Source organism: Hydrogenophaga crocea (genome assembly GCF_011388215.1).
Classification (GTDB): Bacteria; Pseudomonadota; Gammaproteobacteria; order Burkholderiales; family Burkholderiaceae_C; genus Hydrogenophaga; species Hydrogenophaga crocea.
Genome location: NZ_CP049989.1, coordinates 1,618,727 through 1,639,690 on the forward strand (window position 1 = coordinate 1,618,727; position 20,964 = coordinate 1,639,690).

The window sequence follows — 20,964 nt, forward strand, 5'->3', positions numbered from 1 at the left end:
GGGTCTGACGCCGGCGCGTCAGGGGCGCTTCATCTGGCAGCTCGTGGGCGTGCTCGACACGTAGTTCGGGTACTCGGCCACCGGCGCCAGCGTCATGCCGGTCTTCTCGGGACTGTACGGGTACTTGGCGTCGGCCTTCTGCCACACCGACATGTACAGCGGCTGCTGCAGCTGGTGGTCGGTCTTGCGCATCTGCACTTCGCCGTTGAAGCTCTTGACCTCCAGGCCTTCGAGCGCCGCCGCCACCTTCACCGGGTCGGTCGACTTGGCCTTGGCCATGGCCGCGCCCAGCATCTCGAAGATGCGGATGGTGGAGCCGGTGTAGAAGTCGTCGTTGTACTTCTGGTTGAACTCCTTCATCCACTTGTCCATCTGCCCACCCATGTTGTAGTGGTTGTAGGCGATCTGGTACACGCGGCCGGCGCCGTTGGTGCCGAGCGCGGTGGGCGTGCCGGTGACGCCCGCGTAGTAGGTGAAGAAGTTGCCGTTGAAACCGTTCTCGTTGGCGGCCTTGATGAGCAGCGAGAGGTCCGAGCCCCAGTTGCCGGTGATCACGGTGTCGGCGCCCGAGGCCTTGATCTTGGCGATGTAGGGCGCGAAGTCGCGCGTCTGCGCGAGCGGGTGCAGGTCTTCGCCCACGATCTGGATGTCCGGGCGCTTGCGGCCCAGCGTCTCTTTGGCGAACTTCACGACCTGGTGGCCGTGCGAGTAGTTCTGGTTGAGCAGGTAGACCTTCTTGATGTCGGGCCGCTTGGCGATGAAGCTGGACATGGCCTCCATCTTCATGGAGGTGTCGGCGTCGAAGCGGAAGTGCCAGTAGCTGCACTTGCTGTTGGTCAGGTCGGGGTCGACCGCCGAGTCGTTGAGATACAGCACCTCTTTGCCGGGGTTGCGCGCGTTGTGCTTTTCCACCGCGTCGGCCAGCGCCAGCGCCACCGACGAGCCGTTGCCCTGGATGATGTAGCGCGCGCCCTGGTCGATCGCGGCCTTGAGCGCGTTCAGGCTTTCGGCCGGGCTCAGCTTGTTGTCGATCGAGGTGATCTCGAACTTCACGCCCGCGGGGTTGCCCTTGCCGCTGAACTTCTCGGCGAAGAACTGGTAGCCCTTGAACTGGCTCACCCCCACAGGCCCGAGCAGGCCGGTCAGCGGGTCGATGCGAACCATCTTCACCGTTTCTCCGGCCTGGGCGAACACGGCGCCGGCGGCCACCAGCATGGCGGCACCCGCCACGGACTTCATGCACCACTTCATCGCTTGTCTCCTTGAAAGAACCTGTTGATCCGGGAACACCGCCGCAGCGTAAGTCGTTACCGCGGTGGCCCGTTTCAGGGATTGCCCGCGCTCCTATCCCGCAGGCGACACCCGGACGGTTACAGGTCTTTCAAGGCGGGCTCACAGGCCCGGCAGCACGTAGTCCTTGAGCTGCTGGCGCAGCGTCATCTTCTGCATCTTGCCGGTGGCGCCGAGCGGGATCGCCTCGACGAAGACCACGTCGTCGGGGATCTGCCACTTGGCGGTCTTGCCCTCGTAGAACTGCAGCAGTTCGGCGCGCGTGACCTCGGCCCCGGGTTTCTTCACCACCACCACGATGGGACGTTCGTCCCACTTGGGGTGCTTCATGCCGATGCACGCCGCCATGGCCACGGCCGGGTGCGCCATGGCGATGTTCTCGACGTCGATCGAGCTGATCCATTCGCCGCCCGACTTGATCACGTCCTTGCTGCGGTCGGTGATCTGCATGAAGCCGTCGGCGTCGATCACGGCCACGTCGCCCGTGGGGAACCAGCCGCGGCCCTGCTCGTCGTAGCGCAGCGGGTCACCGCCCTCGCCCTTGAAGTAGCTCGCAATGATCCAGGGCCCGCGCACCAGCAGGTCGCCGTAGGTCTTGCCGTCCCAGGGCAGCTCCTGGCCCGCCTCGTCGACGATCTTCATGTCGACGCCGAACACCGCGCGGCCCTGCTTGAGGCGCACCGCCATCTGCTCGGCGGGCGAGAGGTCGAGCTGCGCGTTCTTGAGGTGGCACACCGTGCCCAGCGGCGACATCTCGGTCATGCCCCAGGCGTGCAGCACTTCGACGCCGTACTGGTCGTTGAAGGCCTTGATCATGGCGGGCGGGCAGGCCGAGCCGCCGATGACGGTGCGCTTCAAGGTGCTGAACTTCAGGCCGTTCTGCTGCAGGTGGCCCAGCAGCATCTGCCACACCGTGGGCACGCCCGCGGCCATGGTCACCTTCTCGGCCTCGATCAGTTCGTAGACGGACTTGCCGTCGAGCGCGGGGCCCGGGAACACCAGCTTGCAGCCCACGGCCGCGCCGGAGTACGGCAGGCCCCACGCGTTCACATGGAACATGGGCACCACGGGCAGGATGGCGTCGCGCGCCGAGCAGCCCAGGGCGTCGGGCAGCGCCGCGCCGTAGGCGTGCAGCAGCGTGGAGCGGTGCGAGTACAGCGCGGCCTTGGGGTTGCCCGTGGTGCCGCTCGTGTAGCACATGCTGGAGGCGCTGTTCTCGTCGAACTCGGGCCACACGTAGCTGTCCTTCTGGCCCGCGATCCAGGCCTCGTAACTCACCAGGCCGGGGATGCCGTGGTCGGCGGGCAGCGCGTCGGCCTCGCACAGCGCGATCCAGTGTTTCACCGTGGAGCACTTGCTCCAGACCGCCTTCACCAGCGGCAGGAAGCTCATGTCGAAGCACAGCGCCTTGTCCTCGGCGTGGTTGGCGATCCACACCAGCTGCTCGGGGTGAAGGCGCGGGTTCAGGGTGTGCAGCACGCGGCCGGTGCCGCTCACGCCGAAGTAGAGCTCGAGGTGGCGGTAGCCGTTCCAGGCCAGCGTGGCCACGCGGTCGCCGAAGGCCAGGCCCAGGGCGTCGAGCGCGTTCGCCACCTGGCGCGAGCGGCGCGCCACCGTGGCCCAGTTGGAGCGGTGGATGTCGCCCTCGACCCGGCGCGAGACGATCTCGGTGCTGCCGTGGTGCCGCTCGGCATGCACGATGAGGTTGGAAATCAGCAGCGGTTGGCTCTGCATCTGGCCCAGCATGTGAAGGTCTCCGGAGTTTTGAAGGGGTGCGGCCATGCTAGCCCGCCCTTCGGCCTTTTCGCGCCGGGGTTGTCCCGAAGGCAACAGAAATGCTCAGGCAGAACCGGGCGCGGCGGGCATCACGTTGCGTTCGAACCCCAGCTCCACCCGCGTGCCCTGCCCTTCGGTCGACGCCACGCGCACCGTGCCGCCGGCGGCCTGCATCACGCGCTGGCAGAACATCAGTCCCATGCCGTTGCCGCCCGAGGCCGCGCGTGTGGTCACGGGCTCGCGCGTGAGCCGCGACAGCACCTCGGGCGCGATGCCCGGGCCGTTGTCGGTGAAGCGGATCCAGGCATGCGGGCCCAGGGGGCCGTCCTCGCAACCGGCCTCGATGCACAGCTCGGGCGCGAGCCGGCCGCGCAAGGCCTGCAGCGCGTTCTTGGCGAGCGTGCACAGCACCAGGTACAGCAGGTCGCGCCGGCCCGGCAGGCGGAAGTCGCGCTGCACCCGCGTGTGCACCCACTGGCGCTCGGTGTCGTCGAACGGGTATTCGTCGAGCAAGGCGCCGATCAGGCCGCTGGCGCTCACGGTCTGCGGCTGCGCGCCCGGGTGGGCGTCGCGCGCCGACTGCACGAAGGTCGACACCAGCGACTGGCAGTACAGCGCCCGGCGCTCGGCGCGTTGCAGCGCCGACAGCACCTCGCCGGGCTGCCCCTCTTCGAAGCGCACCGTGCCGGGCAGGTCGCCGGGCTGCGCGGGGCGCAGCCGCTCGATCACCGCGCCCACGCTGCCGCGCACCGTGGTGAGCGGGGTGTTGAGTTCGTGCGCGAGAAATCCCAGGGTTTCGCGCAGGCCCGCGGCCCGGCTTTCGTTGAGCGCGCGCTCCACCGCGGTGCTGCGAAACAGCGCCAGCGCCTCGCGCAGCGCTTCGCGCGTGAGCGCGTCTTCGAGCGGCTTTTCCAGGATGCGCAGCACGTGGCCCTGGTTGATCGCGGCCATGGCCACGTCTTTTTCGGCATAGGCCGTGACCAGCATGCGCACCAGGTGGCGGTAATCGCGCCGCGCGCGCGCCAGCAGCTTCATGCCGTCCTGGCCGGGCATGCGGTAGTCGGTGATCAGCACCGCGAAGTCGTCGCCGCGCGCGGCCAGCAGGGCCAGCGCCTCGTCCACGCTGGCGGCGCTGGCGATCTCGAATTCGTCGCTGAAGCAGCGCTCGAACCATTTGCGCGACAAGGCTTCGTCGTCGACGAAAAGAATTGCGCGGGCGTCAGTGCGCATGGTCGGTGTTCATCTCGTTGTGGGTCCCCCGGCGCGGGCCTGGAACACGCCCCCACCAAACCGCGCATTGTCAACATTGCGGCGGGGTGGACCGCACACAAGGCCCTGAGACCATGCCGGATTACACGCCCGGCCGACAATATCGCCCATGAACACCGCGCTCGCCGCCCCCGCCCACGCCGCCGACGCGCTGGACCTCGGCCCCGCCTGGCACGCCGGCTTTGCCGATCTGGGGCCCGCCTTCCACACCGACACCCCGCCCACCGCCCTGCCCGAGACGCAGCTGGTGGCGCTGAATGCGCCGCTGGCGCGCGAGCTCGGCTTCGATCCCGCCCGCCTGACCGGGCCCGAGGCCGTGGCCGCGCTGAGCGGCTCGCGGCCCATCGCGGGCACCCGGCCCGTGGCCACCGTGTACAGCGGCCACCAGTTCGGCGTCTGGGCCGGCCAGCTCGGCGACGGCCGCGCCATCCTGCTCGGCGAACTGCGCACGCCCCAGGGGCCGATCGAGGTGCAGCTCAAGGGCGCCGGCCTTACGCGCTACTCGCGCATGGGCGATGGCCGTGCCGTGCTGCGCAGCTCGATCCGCGAGTACCTGTGCAGCGAGGCCATGCACGGCCTGGGCATTCCCACCACGCGCGCGCTCAGCCTCACGGGCTCGCCGCAGCCCGTGATCCGCGAGACCGTGGAGACCGCCGCCGTGGTCGCGCGCGTGGCGCCCAGCTTCGTGCGCTTCGGCCACTTCGAACACTTCTCGGCCAACGGCCTCACACCCGAGCTGCGCCGGCTCGCCGACTTCGTGATCGACCGCCACTACCCCGACTGCCGCAGCGCCGCAGGCAACGCCTACGCGAACCTGCTCGAGGCCGTGAGCGCGCGCACGGCGGCGCTGCTGGCGCAGTGGCAGGCCGTGGGCTTCTGCCACGGGGTGATGAACACCGACAACATGAGCATCCTCGGGCTCACCATCGACTACGGCCCGTTCCAGTTCATGGACGCCTTCAACCCCGCCCACGTCTGCAACCACAGCGACCACGGCGGGCGCTACGCCTACCACCGCCAGCCCAACATCGCCTACTGGAACCTGTTCTGTCTGGGCCAGGCCCTGCTGCCGCTGATGGACGAGCAGCAGCAGGCGCTGGACGCGCTCGAGCCCTACAAGGCCCTGTTCCCGGCCGCGCTCACGCGCCGCATGGGCGCCAAGCTCGGCCTGCAGGCCACGGCCGAGGGCGACGCCGAACTGGTCGAGGCCCTGATGCAGCTCATGGCCCGGGACGCGGTCGACTTCACCATCTGCTTCCGCCGCCTGTGTGACGCGGTGGCCGGCGACAGCGCGCCGGTGCGCGACCTGTTCCTGCAGCGCGAGGCCTTCGACGCCTGGGCCGAACGCTGGCGCGAGCGGCTGCAGTCCCAGCCCGGCTTCGACGCCGCCGCCACGGCCGCGGCCATGCGCCGCGTGAACCCGCGCATCGTGCTGCGCAACCACCTGGGCCAGATCGCCATCGAGCGCGCCCAGCAAGGCGATTTCACCGAGGTGCGGCGGCTGCAGCAGGCGCTGGCCGCGCCCTTCGACGATCGTGAGGGCGAAGACGACCTCGCCGCTTTCCCGCCCGATTGGGCGCAACAGATCGAGATCAGCTGTTCTTCCTGACCCGAAAGGAGCCCGCGACATGGACTTCCCCATCAAAAAGACCGACGCCGAGTGGCGCGAGATCCTGGCCGCCAAGGGCGCCGAGCCGCGCGCCTTCGAGGTCACACGCCAGGCCCACACCGAGCGCCCCTTCACCGGCAAGTACGAAGAGATCTGGGCCGACGGCAGTTACCACTGCATCTGTTGCGGCAACCACCTGTTCGACGCCGGCACCAAGTTCGACGCCGGCTGCGGCTGGCCCAGCTTCTGGAAGGCCGTGCCGGGCGCGATCACCGAGATCGTCGACCGCAGCCACGGCATGGTGCGCACCGAAACCGTGTGCAGCCAGTGCGGCGCCCACCTGGGCCACGTGTTCGAAGACGGCCCTGCGCCCACCGGCCTGCGCTACTGCATGAACTCGGCCGCCATCGACCTGCAGGAGAAGTGAACCCATGGCCCGCCTTGCCGACATCCGCCTCTCCATGCTCGATCTTGTGGCCGTGCGCGAAGGCGGCACCGTGGCCGACGCCATCGCCATCGCCACGCGCACCGCGCAGCACGCCGAGCAACTGGGCTTCACGCGCTACTGGCTCGCCGAGCACCACAACATGAGCGGCATCGCGAGCTCGGCCACGGCCGTGCTCGTGGGCCACATCGCCGGGGCCACGAAACGCATCCGCGTGGGCTCGGGCGGCGTGATGCTGCCCAACCACGCGCCGCTGGTGGTGGCCGAGGCCTTCGGCACCCTGGCCTCGATCTACCCGGGCCGCATCGACCTGGGCCTGGGCCGCGCGCCCGGCACCGACGGCCTGACCATGCGCGCGCTGCGCCGCGACCGCGTGGAAACCGAGGACGACTTTCCGCGCGACGTGGCCGAGCTGCAGGCCTTCCTGGGCCCGGTGCAGCCGGGCCAGCGCGTGGTGGCCATGCCGGGCCAGGGCACGAACGTGCCGATCTGGCTGCTGGGCTCCAGCCTGTTCTCGGCCCGCCTCGCGGCCCAGCGCGGCCTGCCCTTCGCGTTCGCCTCGCACTTCGCGCCGCGCATGCTGTTGCAGGCGCTCGAGATCTACCGCGCCGAGTTCCAGCCCTCGGCCACGCTGGCCAAGCCCTACGCGGCGATCGGCGTGCCACTGATCGCCGCGCCCACCGACGATGAAGCGGAGTACCTGGCGAGCAGCACCTACCAGCGCGTGCTGGGCATCCTCACGGGCCGGCGCGGGCAACTGCCGCCGCCGCGCGAGAACTACGTGGCCTCGCTCGCGCCGCACGAGCGCCAGGGCATCGGCGACTTCCTCGCCGCGGCGGTGATCGGCGGGCCCGACGCGGTGCGCAGCGGCCTGCAGCGCCTGGCCGACCTCACCGAAGCCGACGAGTTCATCCTGGTGAGCGACGTGTTCGACCCGGCGCTGCGCTTGCGCTCGCTCGACATCGCCGCGGTGGCGATGCGCGAAGGGGCCGCCGCGGTGCCGGCCTGAGCCGGCTCAGGCCGCCTCAGCGCCCCCGCACCATCGCCATCACCGACGCCGCGTCCAAGGTCGACGCCTTCTGCTGGATCTGCGGCAGGTACTGCTGCTGCATCTGCTTCGCCGGGCCCAGCAGGTCCTGGAACGTCTGCTTGAGCAAGGCCGTGTTCATCTGCCGGCCACCGGCGTAGTAGCGCTTGGCCACCTGCCCCAGCGCATAGGTGGTGGCGAACGAGAACGCCATGCCCGTGGCCGCGCGCCCCACCCCGCCGAGGGTGCGCCCCGCCGCCTTGCCCAGCAGCCCGCCGATCAGCTTGCGGCCGAACTGCTCCAGGTACTGCGAGGTCAGCCCCACCCCCACCGCCGCGATGAATTCGCGGATGTGGCCCTGGTCGAGCTCCACGCCGTGCGCCTTGCCGATCTCGTAGACCATCTTCACCTGCAGCGGGATGATCGCCATCGACGCCCACGACTGCGGCAGCAGTTCCAGCGCGCCATTGAGCAGCGCGTAGTTCAGGATGGATTTGTCGAGCGCCGTGCTGTCGGGGCCGCGGCGTTCGCCAGCCGTGGCGGTGTCGGCCGTGGCGGCCGAGGTGGCCACCCCCGCCGGCGCGGCCACCGCCGCCGCCTGCACCAGCTCGGCCTCGGTCTTCTCGAAAGCCGCGGACGCGGCGGCGTCGGGCTGGAGCCGGGCCTTCAGGTCGCTCAGAAAGGCCGCTTCGGCCGCGCTGCGCGCGCCGTCGGCCTCGCACACGCAAACCGCCATCTCGTAGGCGAGTTCACGCTGGTCCGCGTCGGCTAGGCTGGCAACCGCAGCGGACACATCCACGCGGCGCAGCAGCACGTCCTGGTACACGCGGGCCAGGCCGGCGGCGCCGCCCGCGCCGCCCAGCGATTCCGCGATGCCGCGGATGCTCTCGCGCTCGGCGTCGGCCTTGTCGCCGTCGGCCAGGGCGGCCATGAGGGCAATGGTGAGGATGGCTTGTTGTTCCTGGGGGGTCATGGGTTCTCCTGTGGCAGCCGGTCGGAGCCCGCAAACCCCGCGCCGGTTCCCGGCCGCGGCCGCCGCGGATAATCGCGCCCATGCGCTTCCTGATCGATTTTTTCCCCATCCTGCTGTTCTTCGGCGCCTACAAGTTCGAGGGCATCTACCTCGCCACCGGGGTGCTCATGGCGGCCACGGTGGTGCAGACGGGCATCGTCTATGCGCTCGACCGCAAACTGCAGAACATCCACAAGATCACGCTGGTGCTGGTGCTGGTGTTCGGCACGCTCACGTTGATCCTGCAGGACGAGCGCTTCATCAAATGGAAACCCACGGTGCTCTACGCGGGCATGGCCGTGGTGCTGGCGGCGGCCCTGTGGGGCTGGAAGAAGAACTTCCTGCAGATGCTGCTGGGCAGCCAGCTCAAGCTGCCCGAGCCGGTGTGGGCGCGGCTCACCGTGGCCTGGGTGGCCTACTTCCTGTTCATGGCCGGCATCAACGCCTGGTTCGCGGCCTACCAGACAACCGAGCAGTGGGTGAACTTCAAGCTCTGGGGCTATGTGTTCCCGCTGGCCTTCATCATCGGCCAGGGGCTCTACATCGCGCGCTTCCTCAAGGACGAGCCGGAGAGCAAGCCATGACCGCGGCGGCGATCCCCACCGCGGCCGCCATCGAGGCCCGCCTGCGCGAACAACTGGCCCCGAGCGCGCTCGAGGTGATCGATGAAAGCGCCGCCCACGCGGGCCATGCGGGCGCCAACGGCATGGGTTATGGCACCCATTTCCGGGTGCGAATCGCCGCGCCGGCGTTTGTCGGCCTGGGCCGGGTGGCGCAGCATCGCCTTGTGTATGATGCCCTGCGCCCGTTCACCGACGCCGGCCTGCATGCGCTGGCCATCGAAATCCAGCGCTGACTGACAACCTTCTGTCACATACCGAACGCGAACCCTGCCCGAGGCAGCGGCTCCAACCGTTTTTCATCCCCCTGTAGGAAGTCCATGAAACACACCCTGTCGGCCCTGACCGCGGCCGTGCTGATCGCATCCGCTCCCTGGGCCGCTGCCCAGAACGTGGCCGTCGTCAACGGCAAGCCCGTGCCCACGAGCCGGGTGGAAGCGCTGGTCAAGCAGATCGAGGCCGCAGGCCGCCCGGTGGACGACGCCACGCGCGCCCAGATCAAGGAAGAGGTGGTGCTGCGCGAGATCTTCATGCAGGAAGCGCAGAAGCGGAACGTGGCCAGCACGCCCGAGTTCAAGAGCCAGATGGAGCTCGCGCGCCAGACCATCATGATCCGCGCGCTGTTCGCCGACTACCAGGCCAAGAACCCCGTGACCGACGCCGACATGAAGGCCGAGTACGACAAGTTCGTGGCCGCCAACGCCGGCAAGGAATACAAGGCCCGCCACATCCTGGTCGAGAAGGAAGACGAGGCCAAGGCGATCATCGCGAACATCAAGAAGGGCGCGAAGTTCGAAGACGTGGCCAAGAAGGAGTCGAAAGACCCGGGCTCGGGCGCCAACGGCGGCGACCTCGACTGGGCCCCGGCCGCCAACTACGTGCCCGAGTTCTCCGAGGCCATGATGAAGCTGCAGAAGGGCCAGATGACCGACGCCCCGGTGAAGAGCCAGTTCGGCTGGCACGTGATCCGCGTCGACGACGTGCGCGACGCGCAGCTGCCGAGCTTCGAGGAAGTGAAGCCCCAGCTCAAGCAGCAGATGACGCAGCAGAAGCTGCAGCAGTACCAGCAGGACCTGCGCGCCAAGGCCAAGATCCAGTAAGGCCGCGGCGGCACCCGAAAAGGCGAGGCAAACCCTCGCCTTTTTTCATGGGCTCAGCGCCACAGCCACACGGCGCCGCCGATCAGGCCCATGAGCACCGGCTGGTGCAGCAGGTAGTAGCTCAGGCTCCAGCGGCCCCAGGTGGCCATGCCCCGGCCCACCGCGCCGCCCTGCCCGCTGCCGCCGAGCCAGCCGGGGCGGTGCGCGAGCACCCAGCGGCCGCTCGCCAGCCCCCACCACACCACGCCCAGCCAGGGCAGCAGCGGCACGTAGTCTTCGGTGAAGGGCTTCTGGCTGATGAAACCCAGCACGTTGGGGCCGCGTTCGTTGAACACGGCCAGTGCGGGCCATTGCGCCATCGCCCAGGGCGCGAACCACGGCAACGCGAGGGCGAGCGCCCCCAGCGGCCACAGCCAGCGGCCACAGCCGGCCGTGAGCCGCGCGATCACCAGCATCACCGCGATGCCGTGCAGCACGCCGAAGTAGATGAAACTCTTGGGGAACACCAGCCAGGAACCCAGGCTCACCAGCAGCGCTGCGCCGGCCACCTGCGCCCAGCGGCGCCAGAAACGCGGCCAGCCCTGGCCCTGGTGCAGCGCCACGGCCTGCGACAGACCGGCGGTGAACAGGAACAGGCTCACGATGGCGGTGCGCTGGGTGGTCCAGAACGGGTCGACCAGCATGTCCTGCCGGATCAGGCCGAAGTGGTTCAGGTCGAAGCAGAGGTGGTAGACCGTCATCCACAGCAGCGCGACGGCGCGCAGACGGTCGATGCGGTCGAAACGCTGCGCCATGCTCAGGCCGCGCGGGCGATGGCGAGCAGGTGTGCGGCCAGGGTCGCGGGCTCGCTCACCATGGGGTCGTGGCCCGTGGCCATCTCGATCAGGTGCCAGCCCGGCTCGCGGCGTACCCGCGCGCGCGAGGCCGCGATGGTGGCGAGCGCGGGCGCGGTGCAGTCGATGAAGGTGCGCGGCACGCGGGCCACGGCGTCGGCGTCGAAATCGAGCGGCTGGTCGTAGAGCCGGAAGGGCTGCGGCGTCTGGCGGCGGTTCACCCAGGCGCGGTCCTCGCCGTGCAGGCCGAACACCTCGGCGTCGGGCGGCGGAAAGTGCAGGCCGCCGCTGGACTGTGCCGAGGCGGCGCGTTGGGCGCGCGTCTCGGGCGTGTGCGGGCTGCTCCAGCTGTCACCCGGGTAGGGCAGCACCGCGTCGAGGTAGACCAGGTGGCGCAGCACGCCGGGGGCCGCGGCCTGCAGCCGGTCGGCCGCGCCCGTGACCACCATGCCGCCGTAGCTGTGGCCCACCAGCACCACGCGCTGCAGTTCCTCGGCCTCGATCAGGCCCACCACGTCCTGCACGTGGGTGTGCAGGTCGATGGCAGGCGACATCAGGTGGGCGCGATCGCCCAGGCCGGTGAGCGTGACGGCGTGCGCCTCGACACCGCCCTCGCGCAGCAGCGGCAGCACGCGGCGCCAGCACCAGGCGCCGTGCCAGGCACCATGGACCAGAACGATGGACGTGGCGGCGTTCATGCGGCTTCTCCCCGAAAATACGGTACCCCGCATTCTGCCCGCCTCCCCATGCTGCCCCACCAGATCGAGCTGCTCTCCCCCGCCCGCACCGCCGACATCGGCATCGAAGCCGTCAACCACGGCGCCGACGCGGTCTACATCGGCGGCCCCTCGTTCGGCGCGCGCACTTCGGCCGACAACAGCGTGCAGGACATCGCGCGGCTGGCGAAGCACGCGCACCGCTTCGGCGCGCGCATCTACGTCACGGTCAACACCATCCTGCGCGACGACGAACTCGAGCCGGCGCGCAAGCTGATCCGCCAGCTCTACGACGCCGGCGCCGACGCGCTCATCATCCAGGACATGGGCTTGCTCGAGCTCGACCTGCCGCCGATCCAGCTGCACGCGAGCACGCAGACCGACATCCGCACCGTGGAGAAGGCCGTGTTCCTGCAGAACGCGGGCCTGTCCAAGCTGGTGCTGGCGCGCGAACTCACGCTGCCGCAGATCCGGGCCATCTACGACGCGCTCGACGCCGATCGCTGCATCGTCGAGTTCTTCATCCACGGCGCGCTGTGCGTGGCCTACAGCGGCCAGTGCTACGTGAGCCATGCCCAGACCGGCCGCAGCGCCAACCGCGGCGACTGCTCGCAGGCCTGCCGCCTGCCCTACGAAGTCAAGGACAGCCAGGGCCGCATCGTGGCGCACGACAAGCACGTGCTCTCGATGAAGGACAACAACCAGAGCGACAACCTGCGCGCGCTGATCGAGGCGGGCGCGCGCAGCTTCAAGATCGAGGGCCGCTACAAGGACATGGGCTACGTCAAGAACATCACCGCGCACTACCGCCGGCTGTTCGACGAGATCCTGGAAGAGCGCCCCGAGCTCGGCCGCGCCTCGTCGGGCCGCTGCACCTTCAGCTTCACGCCCGACCCCGACCAGAACTTCAACCGCGAGTTCACCGACTACTTCGTCAACGGCCGCAAAGACGACATCGGCGCCTTCGACACGCCCAAGAACCCGGGCCGCCCGATCGGCTGGGTGACGCAGGTGGGGCCGAACTGGGTCGAGCTGCAGTGCGACGACACGGCCACCGTGATCCACAATGGCGACGGCCTGTGTTACCTCGACCTGCACCGCGAGCTCGTGGGCCTGCAGATCAACCGCGCCGAGCCCCAGGCCGAAGCGGGGCGCTTTCGCGTCTACCCCAAGGACGCGCTGGAAGGCCTGCGCCACCTCAAGCGCGGCACCGTCGTCAACCGCAACCGCGACATGGACTGGGTGCGCACGCTCGACAAGAAGTCGGCCGAGCGCCGCATCGGCGTGTGGATGCAGCTCGCGCGCACCGCCGACGGCCTGCGCCTGGAGCTGACCGACGAAGATGGCCACACGGGCCACGCCGAACTGGCCTGCGCGCTGGAGCCCGCGCGCGACGCCGCGCAGGCGCACCAGAAGCTGCGCGAAGCGCTGGGCCGCCTGGGCGAGACCCTGTTCACGCCGATCGACATCGCGCTGGCCTTCGACGAGCCGCTGTTCGTGCCGGCCTCGCTGCTCAACCCGCTGCGCCGCGACGCCGTGGCCGCGCTCGAAGCGGCACGCGCCAAGGCCTTCACCCGGCTGCCACGCGGCGTGCCGGTGGAGCCGCCCGCGCCCTACCCCGAAGACACGCTGACCTACCTGGCCAACGTCTACAACCACAAGGCGCGCGACTTCTATGCGAAGCACGGCGTGAAGGTGATCGCGAGTGCCTACGAGTCGCACGAAGAGGCCGGCGAGGTCAGCCTCATGATCACCAAGCACTGCGTGCGCTTCTCGCTGAGCCTGTGCCCCAAGCAGGCCAAGGGCGTCACGGGCGTTCAGGGCACGGTGCGCGCCGAGCCGCTCACCATCACGCACAACAACGAGAAGCTCACGCTGCGCTTCGATTGCAAGCCCTGCGAGATGCACGTGGTGGGCCGCATCAAGCCCGCGGTGATGCAGGCCGTGCCGGCCAGCCCCATCACCTTCTACCGCCAGCGCCCGGCCGCCACGGCCTGAGCGCGCGGCTCAGACGTAGGGCGCGGGCTGCGGCGCGTGCCGCAGGTGCAGCGACAGGCCGAGCGCGGCCAGGTGGTTGCCGTTGCGGCCCAGGATGGCCTGGGCCAGCGGCAGGAAGTCCAGTTCTTCGAACAGCGCGTGCGCCTGGTACTCGTTGACCAGCCGGCGCACGTCGGCCGTGTCGAGATCGCTGTCCTGGCCCTTGGCCACGCGGCGCAGGTCTTTCTCCATCGACTTCCACAGCGCTTCGAGTTCGCGGTGCTGCTGCGTGAGCCGCTGGACGATGGCCTGCACGCGGTTGTGTTCGTCACCCGGCTCGGCGCTGGCCAGCACCGCGGGAAAGAGCTCGCGCTCCTCGTCCATGTGGTGCTCGAAGACCGCCTCGCGGAAGAAGGCGAGCGAGCGCTCGGCCAGCGAGCGCGCGCGCGCCGCGGGCTCGATCAGCTCGGGCAGTTCGTTGAGCTCGTGCAGCCGGCGCACGATGCCGGTGTGGCAGTGCCGGAAGCCGGTCAGCGGATCGTCGGTGGTGGCGTTCATCAGGGGCTCCTCAGGCCGCGTACTGCAAGGGCCATTCAGGCGCGTGGCGCTGGTGCACGGCCAGGGCCAGGGCGGCGGCGTCCACGCCGTTGCGCTCCAGGATGCTCTCGGCCATGGGCAGGAACACGGCTTCTTCGAAACGCGCGTGGGCCTCGTACTCCGTCGCCAAGCGCTTGAGGTCGTCGAGTTCGATGCGGCTGGCGCAACCGGTGACGCCACGCACCAGTTCACGCTCGACCGAGGTCCACAGGGCCTCGATGGCGCGGTGCTGGGCGGTGAGGCGTTCGATCACGGCCTGCACGTGCATGCGCTCGGCCCCGGGCGCGGCGCTGGCCAGCACGGCGGCAAACAGGTCGCGCTCCTCTTCCACGTGGTGCTCGAAGATCGCGTCGCGCGCGGCGTTGAGCGAGCGCTGGGCCACGCTGCGGGCGCGCGCGATGGCGGCCACGAGCTCGGGCATTTCGTCGAGTTTCTGCAGGCGCTGGGCAATGCCCGCGTGGCAGCTGGCGTACTTGGCCGACGGCGAGTCGGTGAGGGGCGTGTCGTGGTGGTTCATGGGTTCTCTGACGGTTGCACCAGTCTAGGCGGGCGCGCGATGCGTGGGCTTGATTCAGGTCAAGCGCAGGCCAGGGCATGCCCGCATCTCGATCAGGGCAGCGGCGCGGCCGACAGGAAGCGGCCCGCGGCCGTGCCCGACTGCGGATACACCACGGGCCCGTCGACCACGATGTCGGGCTTGCCATCGCCCGTCACATCGCCCGCGGCGATGAAGCTCGCGTTGTACGGTCCTTCCCAGACCTGCGAGACGCCGAATGCACCGGGCGTGACGCTCGACTGCAGCATCACGGTGATGCGTGTGCTGTTGGCCTGAGTCTGGTAAACGGTGGAGATCGCGGCCAGGTCCGGCCGGCCGTCCTGATCGAGGTCGCGCACCAGCACGCGGCGCGCGCCGTCGGCCACGGCCTGCGACTGGGTGGTGAAGACACCGGGCGCGGTCTGGCGCCACCAGCGCACCGCGGCGCCCCCTGGGGCCCCTGCCGGTGCGTTGCCGGCGTCCGCGGCCACGATGTCGACGCGGCCGTCGGCGTCGACATCGGCCAGGACCACGCCGACCAGCGCAGTCCCGGTGCCGAGCACGGCCGCGCCGGCCCAGGCGCCGCCGGCCTGGCCCGCGCACCACCAAAGCTGCGTGCCGCCAACGCCCACCAGATCGGCGCGGCCGTCGCCATCGAGATCGCCCACGGCCAGCGCACTCCAGCCTTGCGACATCCCGGGACACACGGCCTCGGGCGCGGCGAAGCCGCCCGGCGCCTGTTGCGCCAGCCGCAGCGCCCGGTGGTTGGCGATGGCGGCATCGGCCACCAGCAGATCGGTGCGGCCATCGCCGTCCGTGTCGGCCATCGCCGCATCGCTGGCCACGCCGCCCGTGGGCAGCACCTGCGCCGGCTCGAACACCCCGGGTGTGACAGCGCTCTGGCGCAGCAGCGCGAGCGCTCCGCTGTCACCCACCGTGTTCGCCGGCGCCGGCACCGTCATGGGCGAGACCGCCAGCAGATCGGGCCTGGCATCGCCGTTCACATCGCCCGCCACCAGCACCCAGGGATCGGCCGCCACCGCGTAGCGCTGCAGCGGCCCGAAGCGCCCGCTGGCCGTCTGCCGCCAGACATCCACATAGCCCGGGTGCGGCGGCGCAGCCGCAACGTAGGTGCTGGTCATGGCCACATCGTCGCGGCCGTCACCGTCCAGATCGGTCACCACCACGCCGCCACCCACCCAGTACGGCGCGATGAACGCCGTGCCGCCATCGCCGCCGCAAGCGGCCAGCAAGGCCAGCGCGACGACAGCGGGTCCGCGGACGACCGAGCGGACCAGCGAACCACTTGTTGTCACAGCACGCTCCTGCGCCGGGCGACGGCCCGGCCCGTGCAGCCAATCTACGCCCGTGGCTGCGCCCCGGCTTGACACGCATCAAGGATCGCGGCCACCGTCCAAGCCCGCACCCGCATCGGGGATGTGCCGGAGGTGGCTGGTACGGGCGTTCGACCATAATCGAACCATGTCCGAACGCGTGATTCCCCTGATCGACCAGCGCCTGCGCTCGCGCGCGGTGCCGGTGCCCGAGCGGGCCATCCCCGCCACCGGCCTGCTCGGTGACGCCCTGGGCCGTCCGCTGCGCGACCTGCGCATCAGCGTGACCGACCGCTGCAACTTCCGCTGCAGCTACTGCATGCCCAAGGAAGTCTTCGACAAGGACTACCAGTACCTGCCGCACAGCGCGCTGCTGAGCTTCGAGGAGATCACGCGCGTGGCGCGGCTGTTCGCGGCCCACGGGGTGCAGAAGATCCGCCTCACCGGCGGCGAGCCGCTGCTGCGCAAGAACCTCGAGATCCTGGTGGAACAACTGGCCGCGCTGCGCACCCCCGACGGCCGGCCGCTGGACATCACGCTCACCACCAACGGCTCGCTGCTCAAGAAGAAGGCCGCGCAGCTCAAGGCCGCGGGCCTGCAGCGCGTCACGGTCAGCCTCGACGGCCTCGACGACGCCGTGTTCCGCGCCATGAACGACGTCGACTTTCCCGTGGCCGACGTGCTCGAAGGCATCGCGGCCGCGCGCGCCGTGGGCCTGGGCCCGATCAAGGTCAACATGGTGGTCAAGCGCGGCACCAACGACGACCAGATCCTGCCCATGGCGCGCCACTTCAAGGGCACGGGCGTGGTGCTGCGTTTCATCGAATACATGGACGTGGGCGCCACCAACGGCTGGCGCATGGACGAGGTGCTGCCCAGCGCCGACGTGGTGCAGCGCATCGCGCGCGAATTGCCGCTGGTGCCGCTCGAACCCTCGGCGCCCGGCGAGACCGCCGAGCGCTGGGGCTATGCCGACGGCAGCGGCGAGATCGGCGTGATCAGCAGCGTGACCCAGGCCTTCTGCGGCGACTGCAACCGCGCGCGCCTGTCCACCGAAGGCCAGCTCTACCTCTGCCTGTTCGCCACCGAAGGCCACGACCTGCGCCACCTCATTCGCGGCGGCGCCAGCGACGACGCGCTCTCGAGTGCGATCGCTGCGGTGTGGCAGCAGCGCAGCGACCGCTATTCCGAACTGCGTGCCACGCTGCCCCCCGACGCCGCGGGCAGCGGGCAGCGCCGCGTCGAAATGTCATACATCGGAGGCTGAGTTGATCGGCGCACAAGAGATCACCGCGATGGTGCTCGCGGGGGGGCGCGGTTCGCGCATGGGCGGGGCCGACAAGGGCCTGCAGAAGTTCAATGGCACGCCGCTCGCGCTCAATGCGCTCATGCGCCTGCAGGTGCAGCAAGGCGGCCTGCTCGGCGAGCTCATGCTCAACGCCAACCGCAACCTGGGCGCCTACGAGGCCTTCGGCGTGCCCGTGTGGCCCGACACCCTGAGCGACTACGCGGGCCCGCTCGCGGGCTTTCTCACCGGGCTGGAGCGCGCCGAGTTGCCCTACCTGCTCACCGTGCCCTGCGACGTGCCGCGCTTCCCGCTCGACCTGGTGCAGCGCCTGGCCCAGGCCTTCGACGATCCCGCGACCGAGATCGCCATGGTGAGCGCGCCCGAAGACGGCCAGTTGCGTCCGCAACCGGTGTTCTGCCTCATGAACGTGGGCCTGCTCGAGAGCCTGGTGGCCTTCACCCAGGCCGGCGGCCGCAAGATCGACCGCTGGACCGAGCAGCACCGCTGCGTGCTCGTGCCCTTCGACCGGCCAGGCGACGATCCGAACGCCTTCGTCAACACCAACACGCTCGACGAGCTGCACACGCTGGAACAATCGGGTTCATGAGCAGCACCCCGAAGACCCTCGAACAGATCGCCGCCGAACTGCAGGGCTACGACCCGCAGGCGCTGTCGGCCGATCGCGTCAACGATTTCCTGGCCCGCCTGGTCGAGCCCACCACCGAGGCCGAAACCGTGGGCATCTTCGACGCCCTGGGCCGCGTGCTGGCCGACGACGTGGTCTCGCCCATCAGCGTGCCGCCGCACGACAACTCGGCCATGGACGGCTTCGCGCTGCGCGGCAGCGAACTCACCGACCGGCCGCTCACGCTGCGCAACCAGGGCACGGCCTACGCGGGCAAGGCCTGGGCCGGCGCCGTCGGCCCGGGCGAGTGCGTGAAGATCATGACCGGCGCCATCATGCCCGCGGGCCTGGACACCGTGGTGCCGATCGAGTTCGTGAAGGTCGACGGCGACACCGTGACCCTGCCGCCCGGCGTGGTCAAGCCCGGCGACAACCGCCGCCTGCTCGGCGAGGACCTGATGGCTGGCCAGCCCGCCTTGCGCCGCGGCCAGACCCTGGGCCCGGCCGCGCTGGGCCTGCTCGCCAGCCTGGGGCTGGCCACGGTGCGCGTGGTGCGCCGCGCGCGCGTGGCCTACTTCTCCACCGGCGACGAGATCCTGAGCCTGGGCGAGCCGCCGCGCGAGGGCGCGGTCTACGACAGCAACCGCTACACCGTGTTCGGCCTGCTCACGCGCATGGGCGTGGAGGTGATCGACCTGGGCGTGGTGAAGGACGAACCCGCCCTGCTCGAAGCCGCCTTCCGCGACGCGGCCGCGCGCGCCGACGCGATCATCACCAGCGGCGGTGTGAGCATGGGCGAGGCCGACCACACCAAGGCCATGATGAAGCAGCTCGGCGACGTCGCCTTCTGGCGCATCGCCATGCGCCCGGGCCGGCCCATGGCGGTGGGCCGGCTGAACCAGGCGGGCCGCTCGGCCGTGCTCTTCGGCCTGCCGGGCAACCCGGTGGCGGTGATGGTGACCTTCCTCGCCTTCGTGCGCCCGGCCCTGCAGCGCCTCATGGGCGCCGAGGTGCAGGCCCCCGTGCTGCTGCAGGCGAAAAGCGGCGAGGCCATGCGCAAGAAGCCCGGCCGCACCGAGTACCAGCGCGGCACCGTGGTGCGCGAGGCCGACGGCTCGCTGGTGGCGCGCACCACCGGCAACCAGGGCTCGGGCGTGCTCAGCTCCATGGTGCAGGCCAACGGCCTGATCGTGCTGCGCCACGACCAGGGCAACGTGGCCGTGGGCGACACCGTCGAGGTGATGCTGTTCGACGGGGTGATCTGAGGCCTCGGCCAGTCAGGCGCGCTCGGCGTCCGGCTTGGGCTTTGCGTCATCGAAGGCCTGGCGTACGGCCTTCACCAGTTCTTCCCACACCGCTTCGCTGGCCAGTTCGGGCAACTCCCTGGCCAGCTTGCTTGTCAGCTCGCCCCGGTTCTGTTCGATGGACCGCACCACCCGATCGGCCTGGACATCGGGCATCTCGATGATGTTTTTGATGGCCTCGCGGGCCCTCAGGTGGCTGCGCAGGGTCCGCGATTCCTGCCGCATGTCTTGCGTGATCGTTCGCGCGATCACATCGGCCAGGTAGCGCACGTGTGGCGTCAGATCGGGCAGGCGCCACACCGGGCGCAGGCGCTCGGGCGCATCCACATGCAGGTTGGACGAGATGCCATCGGGGTACGGCACCGGCGCGCCGAACGTGTAGTGCCCGGCCGCCGCCGCCATCAAGGGGACTGACACCGCTTCCAGGATGCGGTCGTAGGCACGGCGCTCTGCGGGGTCGGCGGTGATGAGGGAGGAAATGGGCAGGATCAAGGGCTCGGGAACCGCGCCGTCGCGCCGGAGCATGTCGTTGATCAGGAAGCGGTGCAGGCGCCCATTGCCATCGGCAAGCGGATGCAGGTAGACGAAGCCGAATGCCGCGACCGCCGCGCGCATCACCGGCGATTGGCCCGTTGTGCGATGGAGGAAGGTCGCCAGCCCTTCGAGCATGGCCGGCAGGTCCTCGGGCGGCGGTGCGATGTAGTGAACCACATCCTGGAAGTGCACGGACTCTCCGACGAACACGGGCGACTGGCGCAGGCCGAACGCCCGCACCGTCGTCCGGGGACCCAGGATGTCGCGTTGCAGGACGGCCAGGCTGTCCGACGTCAACGGCACATCGCCCCGGCCGGTGCGCCGGCCGAGCACGCTCGCGAAGCGCTGGATGCGATCGGCCTGGTGACCTTCGCCCTCGATCGCGAACGACGAGCGGCTTTCGCGCAGAGTCATCCAGACCGCGGATCGCATGAGCACCTCTTCGCCGAACTCGTCGCTGAGCTGGCCCAGCAAGGCGGGGATGTCCAGGGCCATGGACGCGCCCAGGTCCGTGCCCTGCCGCACGAAGGGACAGAAAGCGGGCGTGCCGGGCATGTTGTCGTTCACCCGCCAACGTCGGCTCGGCACCGATCGACCTGCAGAGGCCGTGACCACCCGCTCGGGGTTGAGGGCATCGACATAAGCGCCCTTCGTTGCGCCTTCGACCGCCAGCCGCCGCCCGGTGAACCACTCGTAGAGAAAGCAGGCGCGGCGCGCGTACTGCCCCGTGGGCTCATTGAGGAACCAGGCCTGCAGTTCCAGGGGGTCGCACACCTCGAACAGCCGCGACAAGAGCTCGAAATGGGGCACCTCATGCTTGAGCAGAAAGCCCAGGTGCCCGCGCAACGTGGGTTCGGGCCGCATGGCCTCGGTGTAGCGCTCGCGCTGCGCGCCGTCGACCCGACGGCTCTCGCGCCGCCCGCCGATTTCGCTCAGGACCGGCAGAGGCTGCGCAACCTGCAAGGCGTACCGATGCACCAGCCAGGCGGTGCCGATGGGGTTGTTCATCGGCACATTCTGATCAAAAACGCGAATGCCGGCTCAAAAATGTTGCAGAAGCGCCGCCGTTGCTC

General features: G+C 69.8%; 20 protein-coding genes. 10 read left to right on the forward strand and 10 right to left on the reverse strand.

Features of this window, described 5'->3' with window-relative positions; translation table 11 throughout:
- Window positions 1–18: 18 nt before the first annotated feature.
- From G9Q37_RS07725 to G9Q37_RS07735, 3 genes are all read right to left on the reverse strand, one after another.
- On the reverse strand, window positions 19–1,251 hold the full coding sequence (locus tag G9Q37_RS07725) for a branched-chain amino acid ABC transporter substrate-binding protein (protein ID WP_166226637.1): 1,233 nt from the start codon (window positions 1,249–1,251) through the stop codon (window positions 19–21).
- Between the two features lie 141 nt (window positions 1,252–1,392).
- Complete coding sequence (locus G9Q37_RS07730; protein WP_166226638.1) at window positions 1,393–3,036, reverse strand: 3-(methylthio)propionyl-CoA ligase; 1,644 nt, start codon at window positions 3,034–3,036, stop codon at window positions 1,393–1,395.
- A gap of 93 nt (window positions 3,037–3,129) precedes the next feature.
- Window positions 3,130–4,296, reverse strand: coding sequence for a hybrid sensor histidine kinase/response regulator (locus G9Q37_RS07735; RefSeq protein WP_166226639.1), 1,167 nt, complete (start codon window positions 4,294–4,296; stop codon window positions 3,130–3,132).
- A 148-nt stretch (window positions 4,297–4,444) separates the two neighbouring features.
- Here G9Q37_RS07735 and G9Q37_RS07740 point away from each other — a divergent pair, with 148 nt between their 5' ends.
- The 3 genes from G9Q37_RS07740 to G9Q37_RS07750 are packed head-to-tail and all read left to right on the forward strand — an operon-like array spanning window position 4,445 to window position 7,398.
- Window positions 4,445–5,944: a protein adenylyltransferase SelO gene (locus G9Q37_RS07740; protein WP_166226640.1), complete on the forward strand. Its 1,500-nt coding sequence runs from the start codon at window positions 4,445–4,447 to the stop codon at window positions 5,942–5,944.
- A 19-nt stretch (window positions 5,945–5,963) separates the two neighbouring features.
- Complete coding sequence (gene msrB, locus G9Q37_RS07745; protein WP_166226641.1) at window positions 5,964–6,371, forward strand: peptide-methionine (R)-S-oxide reductase MsrB; 408 nt, start codon at window positions 5,964–5,966, stop codon at window positions 6,369–6,371.
- 4 nt (window positions 6,372–6,375) lie between these two features.
- Window positions 6,376–7,398: an LLM class flavin-dependent oxidoreductase gene (locus G9Q37_RS07750; RefSeq protein WP_166226642.1), complete on the forward strand. Its 1,023-nt coding sequence runs from the start codon at window positions 6,376–6,378 to the stop codon at window positions 7,396–7,398.
- Window positions 7,399–7,414: 16 nt separating this feature from the next.
- On the opposite strand, the gene G9Q37_RS07755 is transcribed toward G9Q37_RS07750, so the two are convergent.
- Window positions 7,415–8,389 (reverse strand): YcjF family protein, encoded by a 975-nt coding sequence (locus G9Q37_RS07755; RefSeq protein ID WP_166226643.1) that lies wholly within the window; start codon window positions 8,387–8,389, stop codon window positions 7,415–7,417.
- A gap of 80 nt (window positions 8,390–8,469) precedes the next feature.
- Here G9Q37_RS07755 and G9Q37_RS07760 point away from each other — a divergent pair, with 80 nt between their 5' ends.
- The 3 genes from G9Q37_RS07760 (at window position 8,470) to G9Q37_RS07770 (ending at window position 10,148) form a co-directional block, all read left to right on the forward strand.
- A complete protein-coding gene (locus G9Q37_RS07760) occupies window positions 8,470–9,012 on the forward strand; it encodes a septation protein A (protein ID WP_166226644.1) in 543 nt (180 codons plus the stop codon).
- The gene (locus G9Q37_RS07765; RefSeq protein ID WP_166226645.1) at window positions 9,009–9,284 is read left to right on the forward strand and encodes a BolA family protein; all 276 of its coding nucleotides are present in this window, start codon (window positions 9,009–9,011) and stop codon (window positions 9,282–9,284) included. The genes G9Q37_RS07760 and G9Q37_RS07765 overlap by 4 nt, the downstream gene beginning before the upstream one ends.
- 84 nt (window positions 9,285–9,368) lie before the next feature.
- Entirely contained in the window at window positions 9,369–10,148 is a 780-nt protein-coding gene (locus G9Q37_RS07770) for a foldase protein PrsA (RefSeq protein WP_166226646.1), read from the forward strand.
- Window positions 10,149–10,201: 53 nt separating this feature from the next.
- On the opposite strand, the gene G9Q37_RS07775 is transcribed toward G9Q37_RS07770, so the two are convergent.
- Together G9Q37_RS07775 and G9Q37_RS07780 are read right to left on the reverse strand one after the other, a co-directional pair.
- Entirely contained in the window at window positions 10,202–10,942 is a 741-nt protein-coding gene (locus tag G9Q37_RS07775; protein WP_166226647.1) for a heparan-alpha-glucosaminide N-acetyltransferase, read from the reverse strand.
- 2 nt (window positions 10,943–10,944) lie between these two features.
- The gene (locus G9Q37_RS07780) at window positions 10,945–11,679 is read right to left on the reverse strand and encodes an alpha/beta fold hydrolase (protein WP_166226648.1); all 735 of its coding nucleotides are present in this window, start codon (window positions 11,677–11,679) and stop codon (window positions 10,945–10,947) included.
- A 48-nt stretch (window positions 11,680–11,727) separates the two neighbouring features.
- On the opposite strand from G9Q37_RS07780, the gene G9Q37_RS07785 reads away from it, so the two are divergent.
- The gene (locus G9Q37_RS07785) at window positions 11,728–13,695 is read left to right on the forward strand and encodes a peptidase U32 family protein (protein WP_166226649.1); all 1,968 of its coding nucleotides are present in this window, start codon (window positions 11,728–11,730) and stop codon (window positions 13,693–13,695) included.
- 9 nt (window positions 13,696–13,704) lie between these two features.
- Here the strand turns inward: G9Q37_RS07785 and G9Q37_RS07790 are convergent, their stop codons facing one another.
- The 3 genes from G9Q37_RS07790 to G9Q37_RS07800 all read right to left on the reverse strand — a co-directional run bounded on the left by G9Q37_RS07790 (window position 13,705) and on the right by G9Q37_RS07800 (window position 16,059).
- A complete protein-coding gene (locus G9Q37_RS07790; protein WP_166226650.1) occupies window positions 13,705–14,232 on the reverse strand; it encodes a hemerythrin domain-containing protein in 528 nt (175 codons plus the stop codon).
- Window positions 14,233–14,242: 10 nt separating this feature from the next.
- On the reverse strand, window positions 14,243–14,788 hold the full coding sequence (locus G9Q37_RS07795) for a hemerythrin domain-containing protein (RefSeq protein WP_166226651.1): 546 nt from the start codon (window positions 14,786–14,788) through the stop codon (window positions 14,243–14,245).
- A 92-nt stretch (window positions 14,789–14,880) separates the two neighbouring features.
- Window positions 14,881–16,059 carry an FG-GAP repeat domain-containing protein gene (locus G9Q37_RS07800; RefSeq protein WP_166226652.1) on the reverse strand — a complete coding sequence of 393 codons (1,179 nt, stop codon included), beginning with the start codon at window positions 16,057–16,059 and terminating at the stop codon, window positions 14,881–14,883.
- A gap of 229 nt (window positions 16,060–16,288) precedes the next feature.
- Here G9Q37_RS07800 and moaA point away from each other — a divergent pair, with 229 nt between their 5' ends.
- The 3 genes from moaA to moeA are packed head-to-tail and all read left to right on the forward strand — an operon-like array spanning window position 16,289 to window position 19,318.
- Window positions 16,289–17,407, forward strand: coding sequence for a GTP 3',8-cyclase MoaA (moaA, locus tag G9Q37_RS07805; protein ID WP_166226653.1), 1,119 nt, complete (start codon window positions 16,289–16,291; stop codon window positions 17,405–17,407).
- Window position 17,408: 1 nt separating this feature from the next.
- Window positions 17,409–18,035 (forward strand): molybdenum cofactor guanylyltransferase MobA, encoded by a 627-nt coding sequence (gene mobA / locus G9Q37_RS07810; protein ID WP_166226654.1) that lies wholly within the window; start codon window positions 17,409–17,411, stop codon window positions 18,033–18,035.
- The gene (moeA, locus tag G9Q37_RS07815) at window positions 18,032–19,318 is read left to right on the forward strand and encodes a molybdopterin molybdotransferase MoeA (protein ID WP_166226655.1); all 1,287 of its coding nucleotides are present in this window, start codon (window positions 18,032–18,034) and stop codon (window positions 19,316–19,318) included. The genes mobA and moeA overlap by 4 nt, the downstream gene beginning before the upstream one ends.
- A 12-nt stretch (window positions 19,319–19,330) precedes the next feature.
- Here the strand turns inward: moeA and G9Q37_RS07820 are convergent, their stop codons facing one another.
- Window positions 19,331–20,899: a Fic family protein gene (locus G9Q37_RS07820; RefSeq protein WP_166226656.1), complete on the reverse strand. Its 1,569-nt coding sequence runs from the start codon at window positions 20,897–20,899 to the stop codon at window positions 19,331–19,333.
- Between the last annotated feature and the right edge of the window lie 65 nt (window positions 20,900–20,964).